The organism is Bacteroides coprosuis (assembly GCF_020741705.1).
GTDB lineage: Bacteria > Bacteroidota > Bacteroidia > Bacteroidales > Bacteroidaceae > Bacteroides_E > Bacteroides_E coprosuis.
The window spans coordinates 1-14,636 of the sequence record NZ_DYYK01000149.1 but is presented as its reverse complement, the minus strand read 5'-3'; the positions used below and the strand labels follow the sequence as shown (position 1 = coordinate 14,636).

At 35.5% G+C, this 14,636-nt stretch carries 15 protein-coding genes; 4 read left to right on the top strand and 11 right to left on the bottom strand.

The window, feature by feature from the left end; all coding sequences use genetic code 11:
- The 6 genes from K8V80_RS09165 to K8V80_RS09140 all read right to left on the bottom strand — a co-directional run.
- On the bottom strand, positions 1-662 hold a 662-nt coding region (locus K8V80_RS09165), incomplete at its 3' end, for a sodium ion-translocating decarboxylase subunit beta (protein WP_276777246.1).
- A 1-nt stretch (position 663) separates the two neighbouring features.
- Positions 664-1,095 (bottom strand): biotin/lipoyl-containing protein, encoded by a 432-nt coding sequence (locus K8V80_RS09160; protein ID WP_006745569.1) that lies wholly within the window; start codon positions 1,093-1,095, stop codon positions 664-666.
- 32 nt (positions 1,096-1,127) lie between these two features.
- Entirely contained in the window at positions 1,128-2,048 is a 921-nt protein-coding gene (locus K8V80_RS09155; RefSeq protein ID WP_006745568.1) for an OadG family transporter subunit, read from the bottom strand.
- 18 nt (positions 2,049-2,066) lie between these two features.
- Positions 2,067-3,620: an acyl-CoA carboxylase subunit beta gene (locus K8V80_RS09150; RefSeq protein WP_276777243.1), complete on the bottom strand. Its 1,554-nt coding sequence runs from the start codon at positions 3,618-3,620 to the stop codon at positions 2,067-2,069.
- Between the two features lie 39 nt (positions 3,621-3,659).
- Positions 3,660-4,064 (bottom strand): methylmalonyl-CoA epimerase, encoded by a 405-nt coding sequence (gene mce, locus K8V80_RS09145; protein ID WP_006745566.1) that lies wholly within the window; start codon positions 4,062-4,064, stop codon positions 3,660-3,662.
- A 192-nt stretch (positions 4,065-4,256) separates the two neighbouring features.
- Positions 4,257-5,252 carry a GNAT family N-acetyltransferase gene (locus K8V80_RS09140; RefSeq protein WP_006745565.1) on the bottom strand — a complete coding sequence of 332 codons (996 nt, stop codon included), beginning with the start codon at positions 5,250-5,252 and terminating at the stop codon, positions 4,257-4,259.
- A gap of 256 nt (positions 5,253-5,508) precedes the next feature.
- Here K8V80_RS09140 and K8V80_RS09135 point away from each other — a divergent pair, with 256 nt between their 5' ends.
- The 4 genes from K8V80_RS09135 to K8V80_RS09120 are packed head-to-tail and all read left to right on the top strand — an operon-like array spanning position 5,509 to position 7,954.
- Positions 5,509-6,048, top strand: a complete 540-nt coding sequence (locus K8V80_RS09135) for a nitroreductase family protein (protein WP_276777239.1) — start codon at positions 5,509-5,511, stop codon at positions 6,046-6,048.
- Positions 6,048-6,836 carry a Rossmann-like and DUF2520 domain-containing protein gene (locus tag K8V80_RS09130; protein ID WP_276777236.1) on the top strand — a complete coding sequence of 263 codons (789 nt, stop codon included), beginning with the start codon at positions 6,048-6,050 and terminating at the stop codon, positions 6,834-6,836. Before K8V80_RS09135 ends, K8V80_RS09130 begins: the two co-directional genes overlap by 1 nt.
- Positions 6,836-7,357, top strand: a complete 522-nt coding sequence (locus K8V80_RS09125) for a KdsC family phosphatase (RefSeq protein WP_006745562.1) — start codon at positions 6,836-6,838, stop codon at positions 7,355-7,357. Before K8V80_RS09130 ends, K8V80_RS09125 begins: the two co-directional genes overlap by 1 nt.
- A 12-nt stretch (positions 7,358-7,369) precedes the next feature.
- Positions 7,370-7,954, top strand: coding sequence for a Maf-like protein (locus K8V80_RS09120; RefSeq protein ID WP_006745561.1), 585 nt, complete (start codon positions 7,370-7,372; stop codon positions 7,952-7,954).
- Positions 7,955-7,960: 6 nt separating this feature from the next.
- On the opposite strand, the gene K8V80_RS09115 is transcribed toward K8V80_RS09120, so the two are convergent.
- The 5 genes from K8V80_RS09115 to nth all read right to left on the bottom strand — a co-directional run bounded on the left by K8V80_RS09115 (position 7,961) and on the right by nth (position 14,561).
- Positions 7,961-10,144: a tetratricopeptide repeat protein gene (locus tag K8V80_RS09115; protein WP_006745560.1), complete on the bottom strand. Its 2,184-nt coding sequence runs from the start codon at positions 10,142-10,144 to the stop codon at positions 7,961-7,963.
- A gap of 270 nt (positions 10,145-10,414) precedes the next feature.
- Entirely contained in the window at positions 10,415-11,329 is a 915-nt protein-coding gene (locus K8V80_RS09110) for a glutaminase (protein ID WP_006745559.1), read from the bottom strand.
- A 22-nt stretch (positions 11,330-11,351) separates the two neighbouring features.
- Positions 11,352-12,425, bottom strand: a complete 1,074-nt coding sequence (locus K8V80_RS09105) for a porin (RefSeq protein WP_006745558.1) — start codon at positions 12,423-12,425, stop codon at positions 11,352-11,354.
- Between the two features lie 101 nt (positions 12,426-12,526).
- Positions 12,527-13,786: a phosphoglycerate kinase gene (locus K8V80_RS09100; protein WP_006745557.1), complete on the bottom strand. Its 1,260-nt coding sequence runs from the start codon at positions 13,784-13,786 to the stop codon at positions 12,527-12,529.
- Between the two features lie 118 nt (positions 13,787-13,904).
- Complete coding sequence (nth, locus tag K8V80_RS09095) at positions 13,905-14,561, bottom strand: endonuclease III (protein ID WP_006745556.1); 657 nt, start codon at positions 14,559-14,561, stop codon at positions 13,905-13,907.
- Positions 14,562-14,636: the final 75 nt, after the last annotated feature.

Sequence of the window (14,636 nt, the reverse complement as noted above, 5' to 3'; positions counted from 1 at the left end):
AAGATTACTTTTTCTGTATGAGATACCTTTCTTGGAGGTCTCATACGGATTACGCGTTCTTTCTTAGTAGTAAGAGCACGCATAATAGGTGGCTGAATTACAGGAACTAAAGCCATATATGAATATGCCGCTACAGCAATCGCTCCCAACAAGTTAGGGGCAAGCTTTGACGACAAGAATATGGCAGTTGGTCCATCGGCTCCACCAATAATACCAATAGCACCTGCTTGGCTTGGATCAAAATCCATCCACAGAGCAATAATATAAGCTCCAAAGATACCAAATTGTGCAGCTGCACCGATAAGTAGAAGTTTTGGGTTAGAAATCAATGCAGAGAAGTCTGTCATAGCACCAATACCTAGGAATATCAAAGGGGGATACCAGCCAGAGGTTACCCCTTGATAAAGGATATTGAGTACAGATCCTTCTTCGTAAATACCGACCTGTAGCCCAGCTTCTAGATTGAAAGGGATGTTACCTATAAGAATACCAAAGCCAATAGGAATAAGCAGCATAGGTTCATATTCTTTAGCAATAGCTAAATAGATGAAAAGTAAACCTATGACCAGCATTATTAGGTGTCCAGCTGTAGCATTTGCCAAGCCAGTATAGCTCCAGAAATCTATAAGGTTATTCCCTAGAAAAGTCAAGAAATCACCCATGTTATTCTAAGATTATCAAATCAGTTCCTTCAAGTACTGAGTCTCCTTTATTTACTTTTATTTCAACAACTTTACCATCTTTTGTCGCGTTAATATTATTCTCCATCTTCATTGCTTCTAGGATAAGAATAGTTTGTCCGCGTTTAACAACATCACCAACAGACACTTTAATGTCAATGATAACACCAGGAAGAGGTGATTGAACTCCTGATTTTTTACCTCCAGTCGAAGGAGTAGAAGCTTGAGCTGCAGGTGCTGCTGTAGGAGCAGGCGCTGCTGGCTTAGCTACTGGAGCAATTGTTGGAGCAACTTCTTTTTCCATTTCTACCTCGTAGGCTTTGCCATTTACTTCAACTTTTGCAATATTGTCTTCGATCTCATTTACAACAACATTGTAATCTTTGCCGTTGATTTTATATTTATATTCTTTCATTGTTTTTGTTCTTAAACTTGTAATACAATAAGTTATCTTTTACGTAGACCAAATATTTTCAAGCTCCATGGAGAATGGCTTGGTCCTACTTCATTGAACGTAAGCACCATATTCTCAACGTCATGTACTCCGCCTAAGTGTTCGTGAAGAGCCATAGTAATTGCCACTATATCTTCATTAGCACCTTTGCCTAGTGGAGTAGAACTTACACTTTGAGTAGGTGTACTTTCTGCTGCTTTGTTTTCAGTTTTATTCATATTTTTTCTTTTACTCATTGATACGGCTATTTTACCTGTAATCTTGAATGAGAGATAAAGGAGGATTAATCCACAGAATACTGCTGACATAGCAATGATAGACATCCCGATACCCACAGGGTCATGCTTTTCGAAGTTCTCTATTTTAATATTGCTTACTTCAACTGTATTGTTTGTGCTGGGTGTCACATGACTACCATCACTGCCTCCTTTTAAAACCCATTTTTCTGCTCCATCCTTATCTCTAGCATATGATTGATCAGGAAGAATATTGGCAGGCACAATAACCTCGTCTATTAATGTTTTACCATTAGAGTCATACAAAGCAATGTAGTTTTCCTTTGTAGGATCTAAGGTAAAATTAATATGAAAAGTACCTCTTGCAGGTTTATTATCTGCCCAAAATAGGACGTGCTGTCTGGGTTTAATCAGAGTAAGCACATCTGATTTTGGTATCATGTACTTTCTTGGGTTATTTTTGTCATTGGTTAAATAGCATCCTTCTATGTCTACCGATGCATAGGAACTATTCCATATTTCGATCCATGCATTATTTTCACCATAATCATCAACGAAATTGGTTTCATTAGTTACCAATATTTCATTGATTTTTAGGCTAGTTCTACTTTGTGCACTTATATTGAGCACAAAGTAGAAGGCAAACACTAGAAGTAAACCAATATGTTTTTTATTCATAAATACAAAGTTTGAACATTATAATGGAATGTTACCGTGTTTCTTTGCAGGGTTAGTTTGACGTTTAGTCTTTAATTGTTCTAACGCTTTGATTACACGGAAACGAGTATTACGTGGTTCAATTACATCATCGATGTAGCCATATCTAGCTGCATTGTATGGGTTAGCAAATAAGTTAGTATATTCTTCTTCTTTTTCAGCAAGGAAAGCTGTAGGATTTTCTTGACTACGAGCTTCTTTTCCGTAAAGAACAGCAACAGCACCAGCACCACCCATAACTGCGATTTCTGCAGTAGGCCATGCATAATTGATGTCACCACGAAGTTGCTTACAACTCATTACAATATGTGAACCTCCGTATGATTTTCTTAATGTAACAGTAACTTTAGGCACTGTAGCTTCACCATAAGCATAAAGTAGTTTAGCACCATGGTGGATAACTGCGTTATACTCTTGACCTGTACCTGGTAAGAAACCTGGAACGTCTACTAGCGTTACTAAAGGAATATTAAATGCATCGCAGAAGCGAACAAAACGTGCAGCTTTACGAGAAGCATTACTGTCTAGAACACCTGCAAGATATTTAGGTTGATTTGCTACAACACCTACTGAGCGGCCATTAAAACGAGCAAAACCTATAATAATATTTTTAGCAAAATCTCTTTGTACTTCTAAGAATTCTCCGTTATCTACTAATGCTCCAATAACGCCATACATATCGTAAGGTTTATTTGGGTTATCAGGGATAATTTCGTTTAGAGATTCTTCCATTCTGTCGATAGGATCTTTACATTCAATAAATGGAGCTTCTTCAAGATTATTTTGAGGAATGAAGCTTAATAATTTACGAATGGTTTTGATACCTTCTTCTTCTGTTTGAGAAGTGAAGTGAGTTACACCAGATTTAGTTGAGTGTACACTTGCACCACCTAGTTCTTCTTGTGTTACATCTTCACCAGTAACAGTTTTTACTACTTTAGGTCCAGTTAAGAACATATAAGAAGTTCCTTCTGTCATTAAAGTAAAGTCTGTTAAAGCAGGAGAATAAACGGCACCACCTGCACAAGGACCAAAGATTCCTGAAATCTGAGGGATAACGCCAGATGCCATAATGTTACGTTGGAAAATTTCTGCATAACCTGCAAGAGCGTTGATACCTTCTTGAATACGTGCGCCACCCGAATCATTGATTCCAATAACTGGTGCACCCATTCTCATTGCAAGGTCCATTACTTTACAGATCTTTTGAGCCATAGTTTCTGAAAGAGAACCGCCCCAAACTGTGAAGTCTTGAGCAAATACATATACAAGTCTTCCTTCAACTGTACCATATCCAGTAACTACACCGTCACCTAGATAATGTTTTTTGTCTTGTCCGAAGTTTGTGCATCTGTGTTTTACGAACATATCCATTTCTTCAAAGCTACCTTCATCAAGAAGCATAGCGATACGTTCGCGAGCTGTGTATTTTCCTCTATTATGTTGTTTTTCTATAGCTTTTTCGCCACCACCTAAGCGAGCTTGAGCACGTAATTCTACAAGCTCTTTTATTTTTCCAAGCTGGTTACTCATAATTTTATGTTTAGAAATTAGTATTTGTATAGATAGATATTATTTTTCACAAAGTTCAGTTAGGATACCTTCTGTTGACTTTGGATGAAGGAAGGCAATATTTAAACCTTCTGCACCTTTACGAGGAGCTTTATCAATTAGGCGAATGCCTTTAGCTTCTATTTCGGTTAATGCTTTTTGTACACCATCTTCTACTGCAAAAGCTAAATGGTGAATGCCAGGACCTCTTTTTTCAAGGAATTTAGCGATTGGACTATCAGGAGCTGTTGGTTCAAGAAGTTCTAATTTTACTTCACCTACTTTTAAGAAAGCAGTTTTTACTTTCTGATCTTCAACAGTTTCAATGTTGTAGCATTTAAGACCTAGTACATTCTCAAAATAAGGAAGTGACTCCTCGATGCTTTTAACAGCAATACCTAGATGCTCAATGTGCGAAATTTTCATAATAATTATTTTTTTAAGTATGACAAATGCCTTATTATAAGGTTAATTCCAATAGCAAAGAAATATAAATTCATTTTAATATGGAAATATTTCATCAATAAAAAGTAAATATAAATTTTACCCTCAAGATATCGTGAAACCCTTTTTTATATGCCATTTTAATTAATTGTCAAGTTAGTATTTTATTTTTTATTATTCATATAATTTTCTAAAGAGTTTGTTTAGCCAACTCCATTTAAATCTAAACCATCTTCTTGTACTACTTTGTTGACCGCCAAAGCGTAAAATAAACTCTCTGTAGCTGTGTCGTTTAAAAGGTAAGCCTACGTCCATAAACTCTAAATGCTCATAGCCTTGTTCTTTTGCGGTTTTTAGTGCCATCCAAACAGCTAGCACTCCTGGGTAAACGGATGAATAAGTTTGCCGCATACCTCCCGAGAACCATAAATAGGCGTTTTCTGCTGAATAGGCACAAGCAGATCCACCAATAATTTTATTTTTATATTTGACTATATATATAGAAGTAATTCTCTTGCCCTCTTTGTTTTGAGGGATATCTTTGAGATGGTGAAAGAATTCAATACTGGGGTAGTGTTTGCGAATATGTGTCGAATATATCTTACGGAGCATAACCGCAAATTTCTCTACTTCTTCTTGTGTTTTAGCTTCTAAAACTTCGGCTCCATTTTTTAGTGCTTTTCGAATTTGTCGAATGCGAGACTGACTGAATTCTTTTTCAATGGGACCTTCTGTTTGTAGCTTATTTCTAACTCTCAGCCAGTTTACTGCAAAGAAAAGATTGTCTTTAAAGTGCTTGTATCCGACTAATGGGTTTCCTAAATTTCTAAATTCGATGAGGAAGCATTTACGTAAAGCTTCTCTTGTTAAGTGTTTTAATAACTCCCCAAAAAGAATTTCAGATTCTTCTTTCTCACAAAAATACTCTCCACATCCATAAACTTCGCATTTTTTGAAAACGGTAGGTATGATGAAGGAAGTTGTTTTTTTTCGTATGGCTGCTAAAATCTTACCCATTACTTTATCACCGTCAGTAGCAACAATTAACAAGGGTGTATATCCTTTTGTGTTTTCGTATACGACAAATAGATCTTTCGAATGAAAAGTATTTTGTCCTGGAAGGTCTGGTATGTCTTTAGAACGATAATATGTTGTTAATTTTATAGCCATGCTATACAAATTTACATTTTTTATTTCATAATTGTTAGTTCTTAGTCTTAAATGTTTTCTAACAAATTGATAGTACTATGCCTATTTACAGTGTGAAGTTTTTAATTGTCTGTACCCGAGCTAGGGGTGATAGGACTTAGTATCTGAGACTTGATTCTTTATGCTTTTGATGAAAAGTAGTGTTAACAAGAAGACGTTCAAGTCTAGTTTTTGTTATCTTTGTGCAAATCTAAATCTAAAAACAATACATATTAGTATGGGAAATTTTTCGGAATTACTTAAAAGTCGTCGAAGTACTCGTAAATTTACAAGTGAAAAAATAGATCAGGATGATGTGGTAACACTGATGAAGGCTGCTCTTATGGCTCCCTCATCCAAACGGTCTACTCCTTGGCAGTTTGTCATAGTTGATGAGCCTGAAAAGCTTGCTAAGCTTGCTCGTGTCAAGAAGCATGGTGCTAAATTGATTGAAGGTGCACCTCTTGCAATAGTAGTTTTAGGAGATCCTTTGACTTCTGATGTGTGGATTGAAGATACTTCTATTGCTTGTACTTTAATTCAACTTCAAGCTGAAGACTTAGGTTTAGGTAGCTGTTGGGTTCAAATGCGTGGACGTTTAGATGAAAGGGATATTCCAGCAGCAGAAAATATTAGAGATATATTAGATATTCCATTGCAGTTGCAAGTGTTGAGTGTGATTGCTATAGGACACAAAGATGAAGAAAAAGCTCCTTTTGATGAGTCTAAACTAAAATGGGAGAAAGTTCATATCAATGGTTATAAAATACAAGAATAGTGCATCACAATTTACATATCGTATTTATAGGTGCAGGTAATTTAGCTACAAATCTGGCTAAGTCCTTGCATCAGCATCATTTTAAAATTGATCAAGTATATAGTAGAACTGAAGATTCTGCTAAGTTGCTTGCTAATGCTGTTGGAGCTGAGTACACTACTCATTTAGAGGATGTCTTACTCCATAGAGATTTATATATTATATCGTTGAGAGATGGTGCTTTTTTAGAACTTATACCCCAAATCATGGAGCAAAAGAGTGATGCTTTAGTAGTTCATACTGCTGGCAGCATTCCTATGGATGTACTAACGCCATATACTCAGAGGTGTGGAGTGTTATATCCTATGCAGACATTTAGTAAAAGTAGAGCTGTAGAGTTTGATACAATTCCTTTTTTTATTGAGTCAAACAATGAAGAGGATAAGGATTTATTGATTTCTATTGCTTCTGAACTTTCTTCAAAAATATTTGAAGCAGATTCAGCACAGCGTAAAAAGCTCCATCTAGCAGCTGTGTTTGCTTCTAATTTTGCCAATCATATGTATTCTCTCTCTGCAGAGATACTTCAAAAGTATGGATTACCTTTTGAATCTATGCTTTCTCTAATTGATGAAACTACTCGAAAGGTTCATCAAGTACAACCTCATAAAGCCCAAACCGGACCTGCTATTAGAAATGATCAAGATGTTATGAATGAGCATCTTAATATGCTGAAAGATATGCCTGATATTCAGGCTATTTATAAGTTGTTAAGCTCAAGTATATTAAATCATAAATCAGATAAATAGTGAGTACAATTAATTACGATTTAAAGAATATAAAAGCATTAGCTTTTGATGTGGATGGTGTGTTAAGTAGTGAGATGATTCCTCTTCATCCCTCAGGAGAACCAATGAGAACAGTCAATACCAAAGATGGTTATGCCATGCAGCTTGCTGTAAAACAGGGTTTACATGTTGCTATTATTACTGGAGGTAAAACTGTAGCTGTAAGAATACGTTATGAAGGACTTGGATCTAAGGATGTTTATTTGGGATCTTCTGTGAAAATTCACGACTACGAACACTTCAAAAACAAGTATAATTTAAAAGACGAAGAAATTCTATATATGGGTGATGATGTGCCCGATTTAGAAGTTATGCGTACTTGTGGATTACCTTGTTGTCCTAAAGATGCTGTTCCTGAAGTGAAAGAAATATCCAAATATATTTCTCATAAAAATGGAGGCTATGGTTGTGTTCGTGACGTTATTGAGCAGGTGCTTAAAGCTCAGGGAACATGGATGGCTGATGAGGCTTTTGGCTGGTAAAGGATTTCAGTTATGCTTGAAAATTTAGATAAATATCGTGTTATTTTAGCTTCTAACTCTCCTCGTAGACATGAGTTATTAAAGGGGTTGGGGATATCTTTTGAAGTGAAAACATTGAAAGATATTGACGAGTCATTCCCTGAAGATTTGGATGCTGATGATGTAGCCCAATTTATTGCCCAGCGTAAGGCAAATGCGTATGAAGATATTATTGCTCCTGATGAATTAATTATTACTGCTGATACTGTAGTTGTAGTAGGAGACAAAGTGCTCGGAAAACCTCAGTCGAGAGAGCATGCTATTTGTATGCTTCATTCTTTATCTGGAAAGGTTCATCATGTTGTTACTGGTGTATGCTTGCTTACGAACCATGGACGTAAAGTTTTTGACTCCATTACTTCTGTGCAATTTGCGAATTTAACAGAAGATGAGATTATTTATTATGTCGATAATTTTGCACCATTTGATAAAGCAGGTGCTTATGGGGTGCAAGAGTGGATTGGCTATATTGGTGTAGAAAAGATTGAAGGAAGTTACTTCAATGTAATGGGACTCCCCATACAGAAACTGTACAGGGAGTTGAAAAATATAGATTAAATCTGTTTAATCAAGAAGATCTATTAGCAAAGGAATATCCGCTTCGGGTATTCCTTGTTTTATTAATGAGGGTTTGTCTTTTTCAATGAATTGTATAAATTCATTTTTACTTCCATATCCTTTGATTGCCTGTTTATAGCATTCTACTGTTTTTTTAAGGTTGCCTAGTGCCCATTCTACGTGTCCTGCGTTTAAGTAGTCTATTGCTAATGGTTTATTATTTAATATTTTCTGATAATAACGTTGTGCCTGTTTGCCCTTTCCTGATATAAATGAACACCAGCCAATTGCTCTCCATGCTTTTTTATTATTGTTCTTTATAAAATCCATTTTAAAGAAATATTGTAGAGCCTTATCATATTGCTCCATGGAGGTATAACACATACCGATATAAAATAGAGTAGAGAGATTCTCGGGTTGCACTTTTTCTACTGCTTGATAATAATAGAGGGCTTTGTCATACTGCTCTGTTGCTCTATAGCAAATAGCCAAATGGCTATTAGTCCATATATTATCTGCTTTAATCATATCTGCTTTAATATATGCAGTAATAGCTTGGTCGTATTGCTTTAATTTTTGGTGGCAATAACCCTTTTTTTGGAATAAGTCAAAAGAGAAATCATTCGTCTCTTTTAAGACTTCATATATTTCTATAGCTCTATCATAATGCTCGTTCTTCAAGAAAAAATCTGCTATTTGGAATAAATAGGTAGAGTTTTTCTTTAGAAAATTAAACTGAGGTAGCTCTTGAAACTTTAGGGTTTCACTAAAAATACTTTTAAAATCTCTATGATCTCTATATAATTTGTAAAAGCGATATAAATCGTGAATATATTGATTTGAAATAATTTGTGGTTTTTTAGATAACTCTTTTAGGTGCATTGATTTTTGTTCATCTTCCAATCCTCCCATTTGTTGTTCGGTAAGTTGTGATAACATTAAGTCTCTTTGCATTTTTGGGAAATGTAAAAAGGTGAAACATAGTGAGTATTTATCACTATTACAGAACATACCCGAATTGAGAATGAGGTCAACAATAGATCCTTTATAATCTTTGCCTCCAAATTCATTATATACTGATGAATGATTCTTTTCAAAGGGGTAGAACCAATTTTGAATAGAATAAAAGAATGGATAACCTTTTAGCATGGAGAATGAACTCATATAGATATCGGCTCCTTCCATCTGTAGATTAGCCATCTCTTTCATCATCTTATCTGCTTCAGAGTTTTCAAAAGAGTTAGCCCAGTCTGGATTATGATCGTTTAACTCATCTTCTCCTTCTTCAAATCCAAATTTTAAATCTTTTAGAGAAGATGCATTTTTTATCATTCCAGGAATAATTTCTTCACGCATTCTTTTATCTATCTTTTCTGTTTCTTGTGCTTGTAACAGCTGAAGATAAATAGAGTTGATTAGATTTTCTACCTTAGGGTCTTCAAGTAAAAATGATATTTTAGCATTGAGCTCTGGGTAGTAGGAGAGTCTTTCGTTTTGAAGATGAATAATCATAACCAATCCAACTAATGCTCGTGGACTAGCAAAAATAGATTGCTTATTGTAAGCATCAATTAGCCAAGAAACTTTTTTGGCATCAAAGTATTGGATAGAGGCTAGAGTGACTGCACTTATAAATAAGGATAGATCTGATTCTATAAGCAAATTTGACTCTAAGAAACTCGATGCTTCTTCTTTGTCGGCAACTGACCATGTGTCAGAGAGCCAAGCTTTCAAAAATAAATCAGAAAGTGCTTTTTCATGTCTTGCTAAAACTGTATTCAGCTTTTCCTCATCATTAATTAAGTCGCCCACTGCTAGTTCATCCTTAAATCCTTCTAGAGTTTTCAATAACCCCAAATAGGTAGAGCTGTTTATTTTATCAGATTCTTCTCTTCTTTTTCTGTGGTAAGTATTGGAAGAAACCTTATCTAATTCTTTACAAAATACTTTGTCTGTATATTCAAGGGTGTCTTTAACTAGCTTATTATAAAGTGTATAGCGTTGTGGGTCTTGTGCCCCTTCCAACATATATTGCAACATGTATTGGTAGGGCATCTTTATATTGTTAAGTTCATCTTTTGGTGCCTCCCAAAAGGTGGACTCTAGTTCAGAAATAGCATCTTTTAGCCTCTTTTGTTGTAAAAGAGTATTGATATAGGTGTATTGCTTATTTAAAAATTTCTCATCCATTATTTTACTTCCTTTGTTTAGGGAAAATATTAAGAGGTTGTTTTCATCTTCTGTATTTATACTACTATCTAAACTGCAAAAATAATGCCAAAAATAAGAATCTATTTTTATTAAGTATTAGATAGTGTGCATAAATGTAATTAAAAAAGGAGAGGACTGCCCATATTTTTATTTTTTACTTTTCTAAATAAATGAAAAAAACAGACTGTGAAGTGGCTTGATACAATAAAAGCTGGTTTGAGCCAGCTTTTATTGTGTTTTTTAAAGAGTTTAGAATATACTGACTTCTGTTTTAGTAGTGAGCATTTCTAAGGCTTTCATTCCCATAACAGAGTTCCCTTTTTTATTCAATCTTGGACTCCATACGGCTACAGAATATCTTCTAGGGCAAATGGCTGCTATGCCTCCACCTACACCACTTTTACCTGGTAGCCCAACAGTGAAAGAGAATTCTCCAGCTTCGTCGTAAAAGCCACAAGTTTGCATAATAGCATTGATACGTTTTACTTGAGAGCTTGTGAGCTTTGTCTCTTCAAACTGAAAAGGCTGTGTATGGTCTGAGAAGGGAAGGAATGCTGTTGCTAGCTGTTCGCAATTCATAGTTAGCGAACATTGCCTAAAGTAAAAGCGAAGGACGCGTTCTATGTCGTTCTCTATATTGCCATAGTACTTTAGCATATTTGCAATCGCTGCATTTAAGAATCCGTTTTCTCTTTCTGATACAGCCATACTTTCATTGTATGTAATGTCTTTTGTGTGGCATAGTGCTTGAACAAATTTCAGGAATTGTTCTTCGGGGTACTCTAGCTCTGTGAGTAGAATATCTGCTACAACAAGTGCCCCTGCATTAATGAGAGGATTGCGAGGAATTCCTCTTTCCAATTCTAATTGAATGACAGAGTTGAATGCACTACCTGATGGTTCTACACCTACTCTTTTCCATAGCTTTTCTCCTCTAAGATGAAAGGCCATTGCTAAAGAAAAAACTTTTGCTATACTTTGAATAGCAAATGGTGTATTGCTATCTCCAATATGGAAGGTTTCACCTTCCATCGTCTTTAAGCAGATACCATACTGGTTCGGATCTACTTTGGTTAGTTCAGGTATGTATGAGGCAGGCTCACCAATGTGGGAAAATTGCTGCGTCTCTTGATAAATCTCTTCAAGAATCTGTTGATACCCCATGATTTTTTATATAGTTTAAGGTTTAAAAAGCAACCTGTAATTGAGTCAATATTGAAGATGTATTCTTTTGTACATGACAGTCGTTGTACACATATTGTACTTGAATTCTACATTTTGGATAGAACCAATATTGAAATCCTGCAATATAATTATTTTGTATTTCTCCGGGCGCTATGCCTTTGAAGCTTGTTAAATCATCCATTTTTTCTTTATCGGAAACTCCATCAAACTGTCTAGTATTGAAGTAGTCGTATGAGGTTACAATATCAAATTTATTATTTAGGTGAAAGATGGCTGTAGCATAACATCCTTTGCTTTTCGCTCCATTATCGTTACCTGCTAAGTATTCTGATGTAAGGTCTAGTAGGTCAGATTTATATTTAGCACTGATTGCCCAACGGTTACGTTTGTAGTTCTCTCCTTCTGTAATTCCTAGAGGAGTGTAGTCTGCTATGGCATTACCTCTTCCTAAGATGAAAGAACCACCTAATTTAAAGTTGTCACCAAGATTGAAGTTTAATCTTCCTACGAAATCTTTTTGGCTGTTTCTGTCAGATTTATTATATCCTTGTCCATTCATTATGGCTAGAGTGTAATCGAATAATCCATATAAGAAGTCGCCATATACCATAAATCCTAGATCGCGGCCTGTATTTTTATAGTTCATTACGTCACTACCGTCTGTACCTACTAGGTAGCGCATTGCTTGTGAACCTCCATTTATAAGGTCTATTGCGGCAGAAGATAGTTGGTTCTCAAAGGTATAGGGAGTCTTAAACTGTCCAAACTTTGCTTTGAAGTAAGGGCAGAAAACATAATCCGTGTAGTATTCTAGTGCAGTTCCATTTTTTGGATCTAGTGTAACACTAGCACTCCAACGATCTGTTATTTGTCCATTGATGGTTAGAGATACACGTTTCATGTCGAACGTATTTTGGTTATTATACTGGTGCTCGTAAGTATAACCAGCTTGGGCATATCCAGAGAATGTTAATCTTTCTCCAAGAGTGTTTACCACTTCTCCAAAGTTTACTTGAGCAGAAGCACCTAAACAAAATAGTAGACTCAGGCTTGCTGTGAGTAGTCGTTTCATCATTGTTTTTGAGTTTAATAAATTTACATTTTAAATGTACATCTTTTAAACAAAAAAGGCAACTCTTTAAAGAGTTGCCTTACATTTATTTTATGTTTTGGATCTTATTTCTCAATTGCAGCGATACCAGGAAGAGTTTTTCCTTCGATAGCTTCAAGAAGAGCACCACCACCTGTAGAAACGTATGAAACGCCATTAGCTAGGCCAAATTTGTTAACAGCAGCTACAGAGTCTCCACCACCTACTAGTGAGAAGGCACCATTTTTTGTTGCTTCAACAATAGCTTCACCTACAGTTTTAGTACCGTGTGTAAAGTTTTCAAATTCAAATACACCTGTAGGACCATTCCAAAGGATTGTTTTTGATTCTTTGATTACTTTAGCAAATAGTTCTTCTGTTTTAGGACCTATATCAAGACCTTCCCATCCATCAGGTATTTCGTTAACGTTAACGAATTTAGTGTTGGCATCGTTAGAGAAGTCATCAGCAATTTTAGCATCAACAGCAAGAACAAGGTTTACACCATTTTCTTTTGCTTTTTTGATAAGGCTAAGAGCTAGATCAATTTTATCTTCTTCGCAGATTGAATTACCGATTTTACCACCTTGAGCTTTGGTGAAAGTATAAGTCATACCACCAGCGATGATCAAGTTGTCTACTTTTGTAAGTAGGTTTTCGATGATTTCAATTTTTGAAGATACTTTTGAACCACCCATGATAGCTGTAAATGGTCTTTTAATATCTTTCATTACTTTGTTAACCGCAGCAACTTCTTTTTCCATCAATAGACCAAACATTTTGTGGTCTGCATCAAAAGAGTCTGCCATTAATGCAGTTGAAGCATGTGCACGGTGAGCTGTACCAAATGCATCATTTACATAGCAATCAGCGTATGAAGCTAATTTCTTTGCAAATTCTTTTTGGCTTGCTTTGATTGCTTTCTTAGCAGCAGCTTTTTCTTCGTCTGTTGCATCATCAGCTAGTCCGTAAGGTTTACCTTGTTCTTCACCATAGAAACGTAAGTTTTCTATAACAAGAACTTCGCCAGGTTGTAGAGCAGCAGCTTTTTCTTCTGCTTCTTTACCCATACAATCATTAGCAAATTGCACTTCTACACCTAGAAGCTCTGAAAGGTGTTTAAGAATATGTTTTAAAGAGAATTTGTCAGATGGTCCTTTTGGACGACCTAGGTGAGAACCAATAATGATACTGCCACCACCAGCTAAAATTTTCTTTAATGTTGGAAGTGCTGCACGCATACGTGTGTCATCTGTGATGTTGAAGTTTTCATCCAATGGCACATTAAAATCTACTCTAACAAATGCTTTCTTACCAGCAAAGTTGAACTTTTCGATTGATTGCATAATACTCTATTAAAATTATTAATATCTAAAGTTAATTTGTTTCGTTGTTTGTAACTCTACAAAGTTAGTATATATTTCTTTTTTTCCTTAATTATTAGGTCTGAATCTATGCTCCTCTTTATGATTTAGTGCTTGCTTTGTGTTTCTTTATAAAATATTTGCAGTAGAGTTTCAATCCGCACTCTTCACATTTAGGTTTGCGTGCTTGGCATACATATCTGCCATGAAGTATAAGCCAATGATGTGCTGTAGCTATATATTGGGAAGGTATGTTTTTTACTAATTCCTTTTCGGTTTCGAGGGGTGTTTTTGAGTTATTGGTTAGTCCTATTCTATTGGATACTCTAAAAACATGGGTATCTACAGCCATTGCCGGTTTATCGTACACCACAGAGCGTATCACATTAGCTGTTTTTCTTCCCACTCCTGGTAGCTGAGTGAGGTCCTTCATTTCTTCGGGAACATCACTATCAAATTTTTCTACTAGCATCTTAGCCATTCCTACCAAATGTTTAGCTTTGTTATTGGGAAACGATATGCTTTTTATATACTCGAAAACAACTTCGGGTGTAGTATTGGCTAAAGATTCAGGAGTTGGGAAGTCTAAAAACAGTGCTGGAGTAACCATATTTACTCTTTTGTCTGTACATTGAGCCGATAAGATTACAGCAATTAATAGTTCATAGGGGTTTGTATAATGTAATTCAGTTTCTGCCACGGGCATATTTTCTAGAAACCAATTAATTACATTTGTATATCTCTCTTTTTTTGTCATTATTCTAAACTTTAATGGATGAAAATCTTAAAATCAAAAATAGACTATTTATTAGAGTTATTCAATTTTCATTTT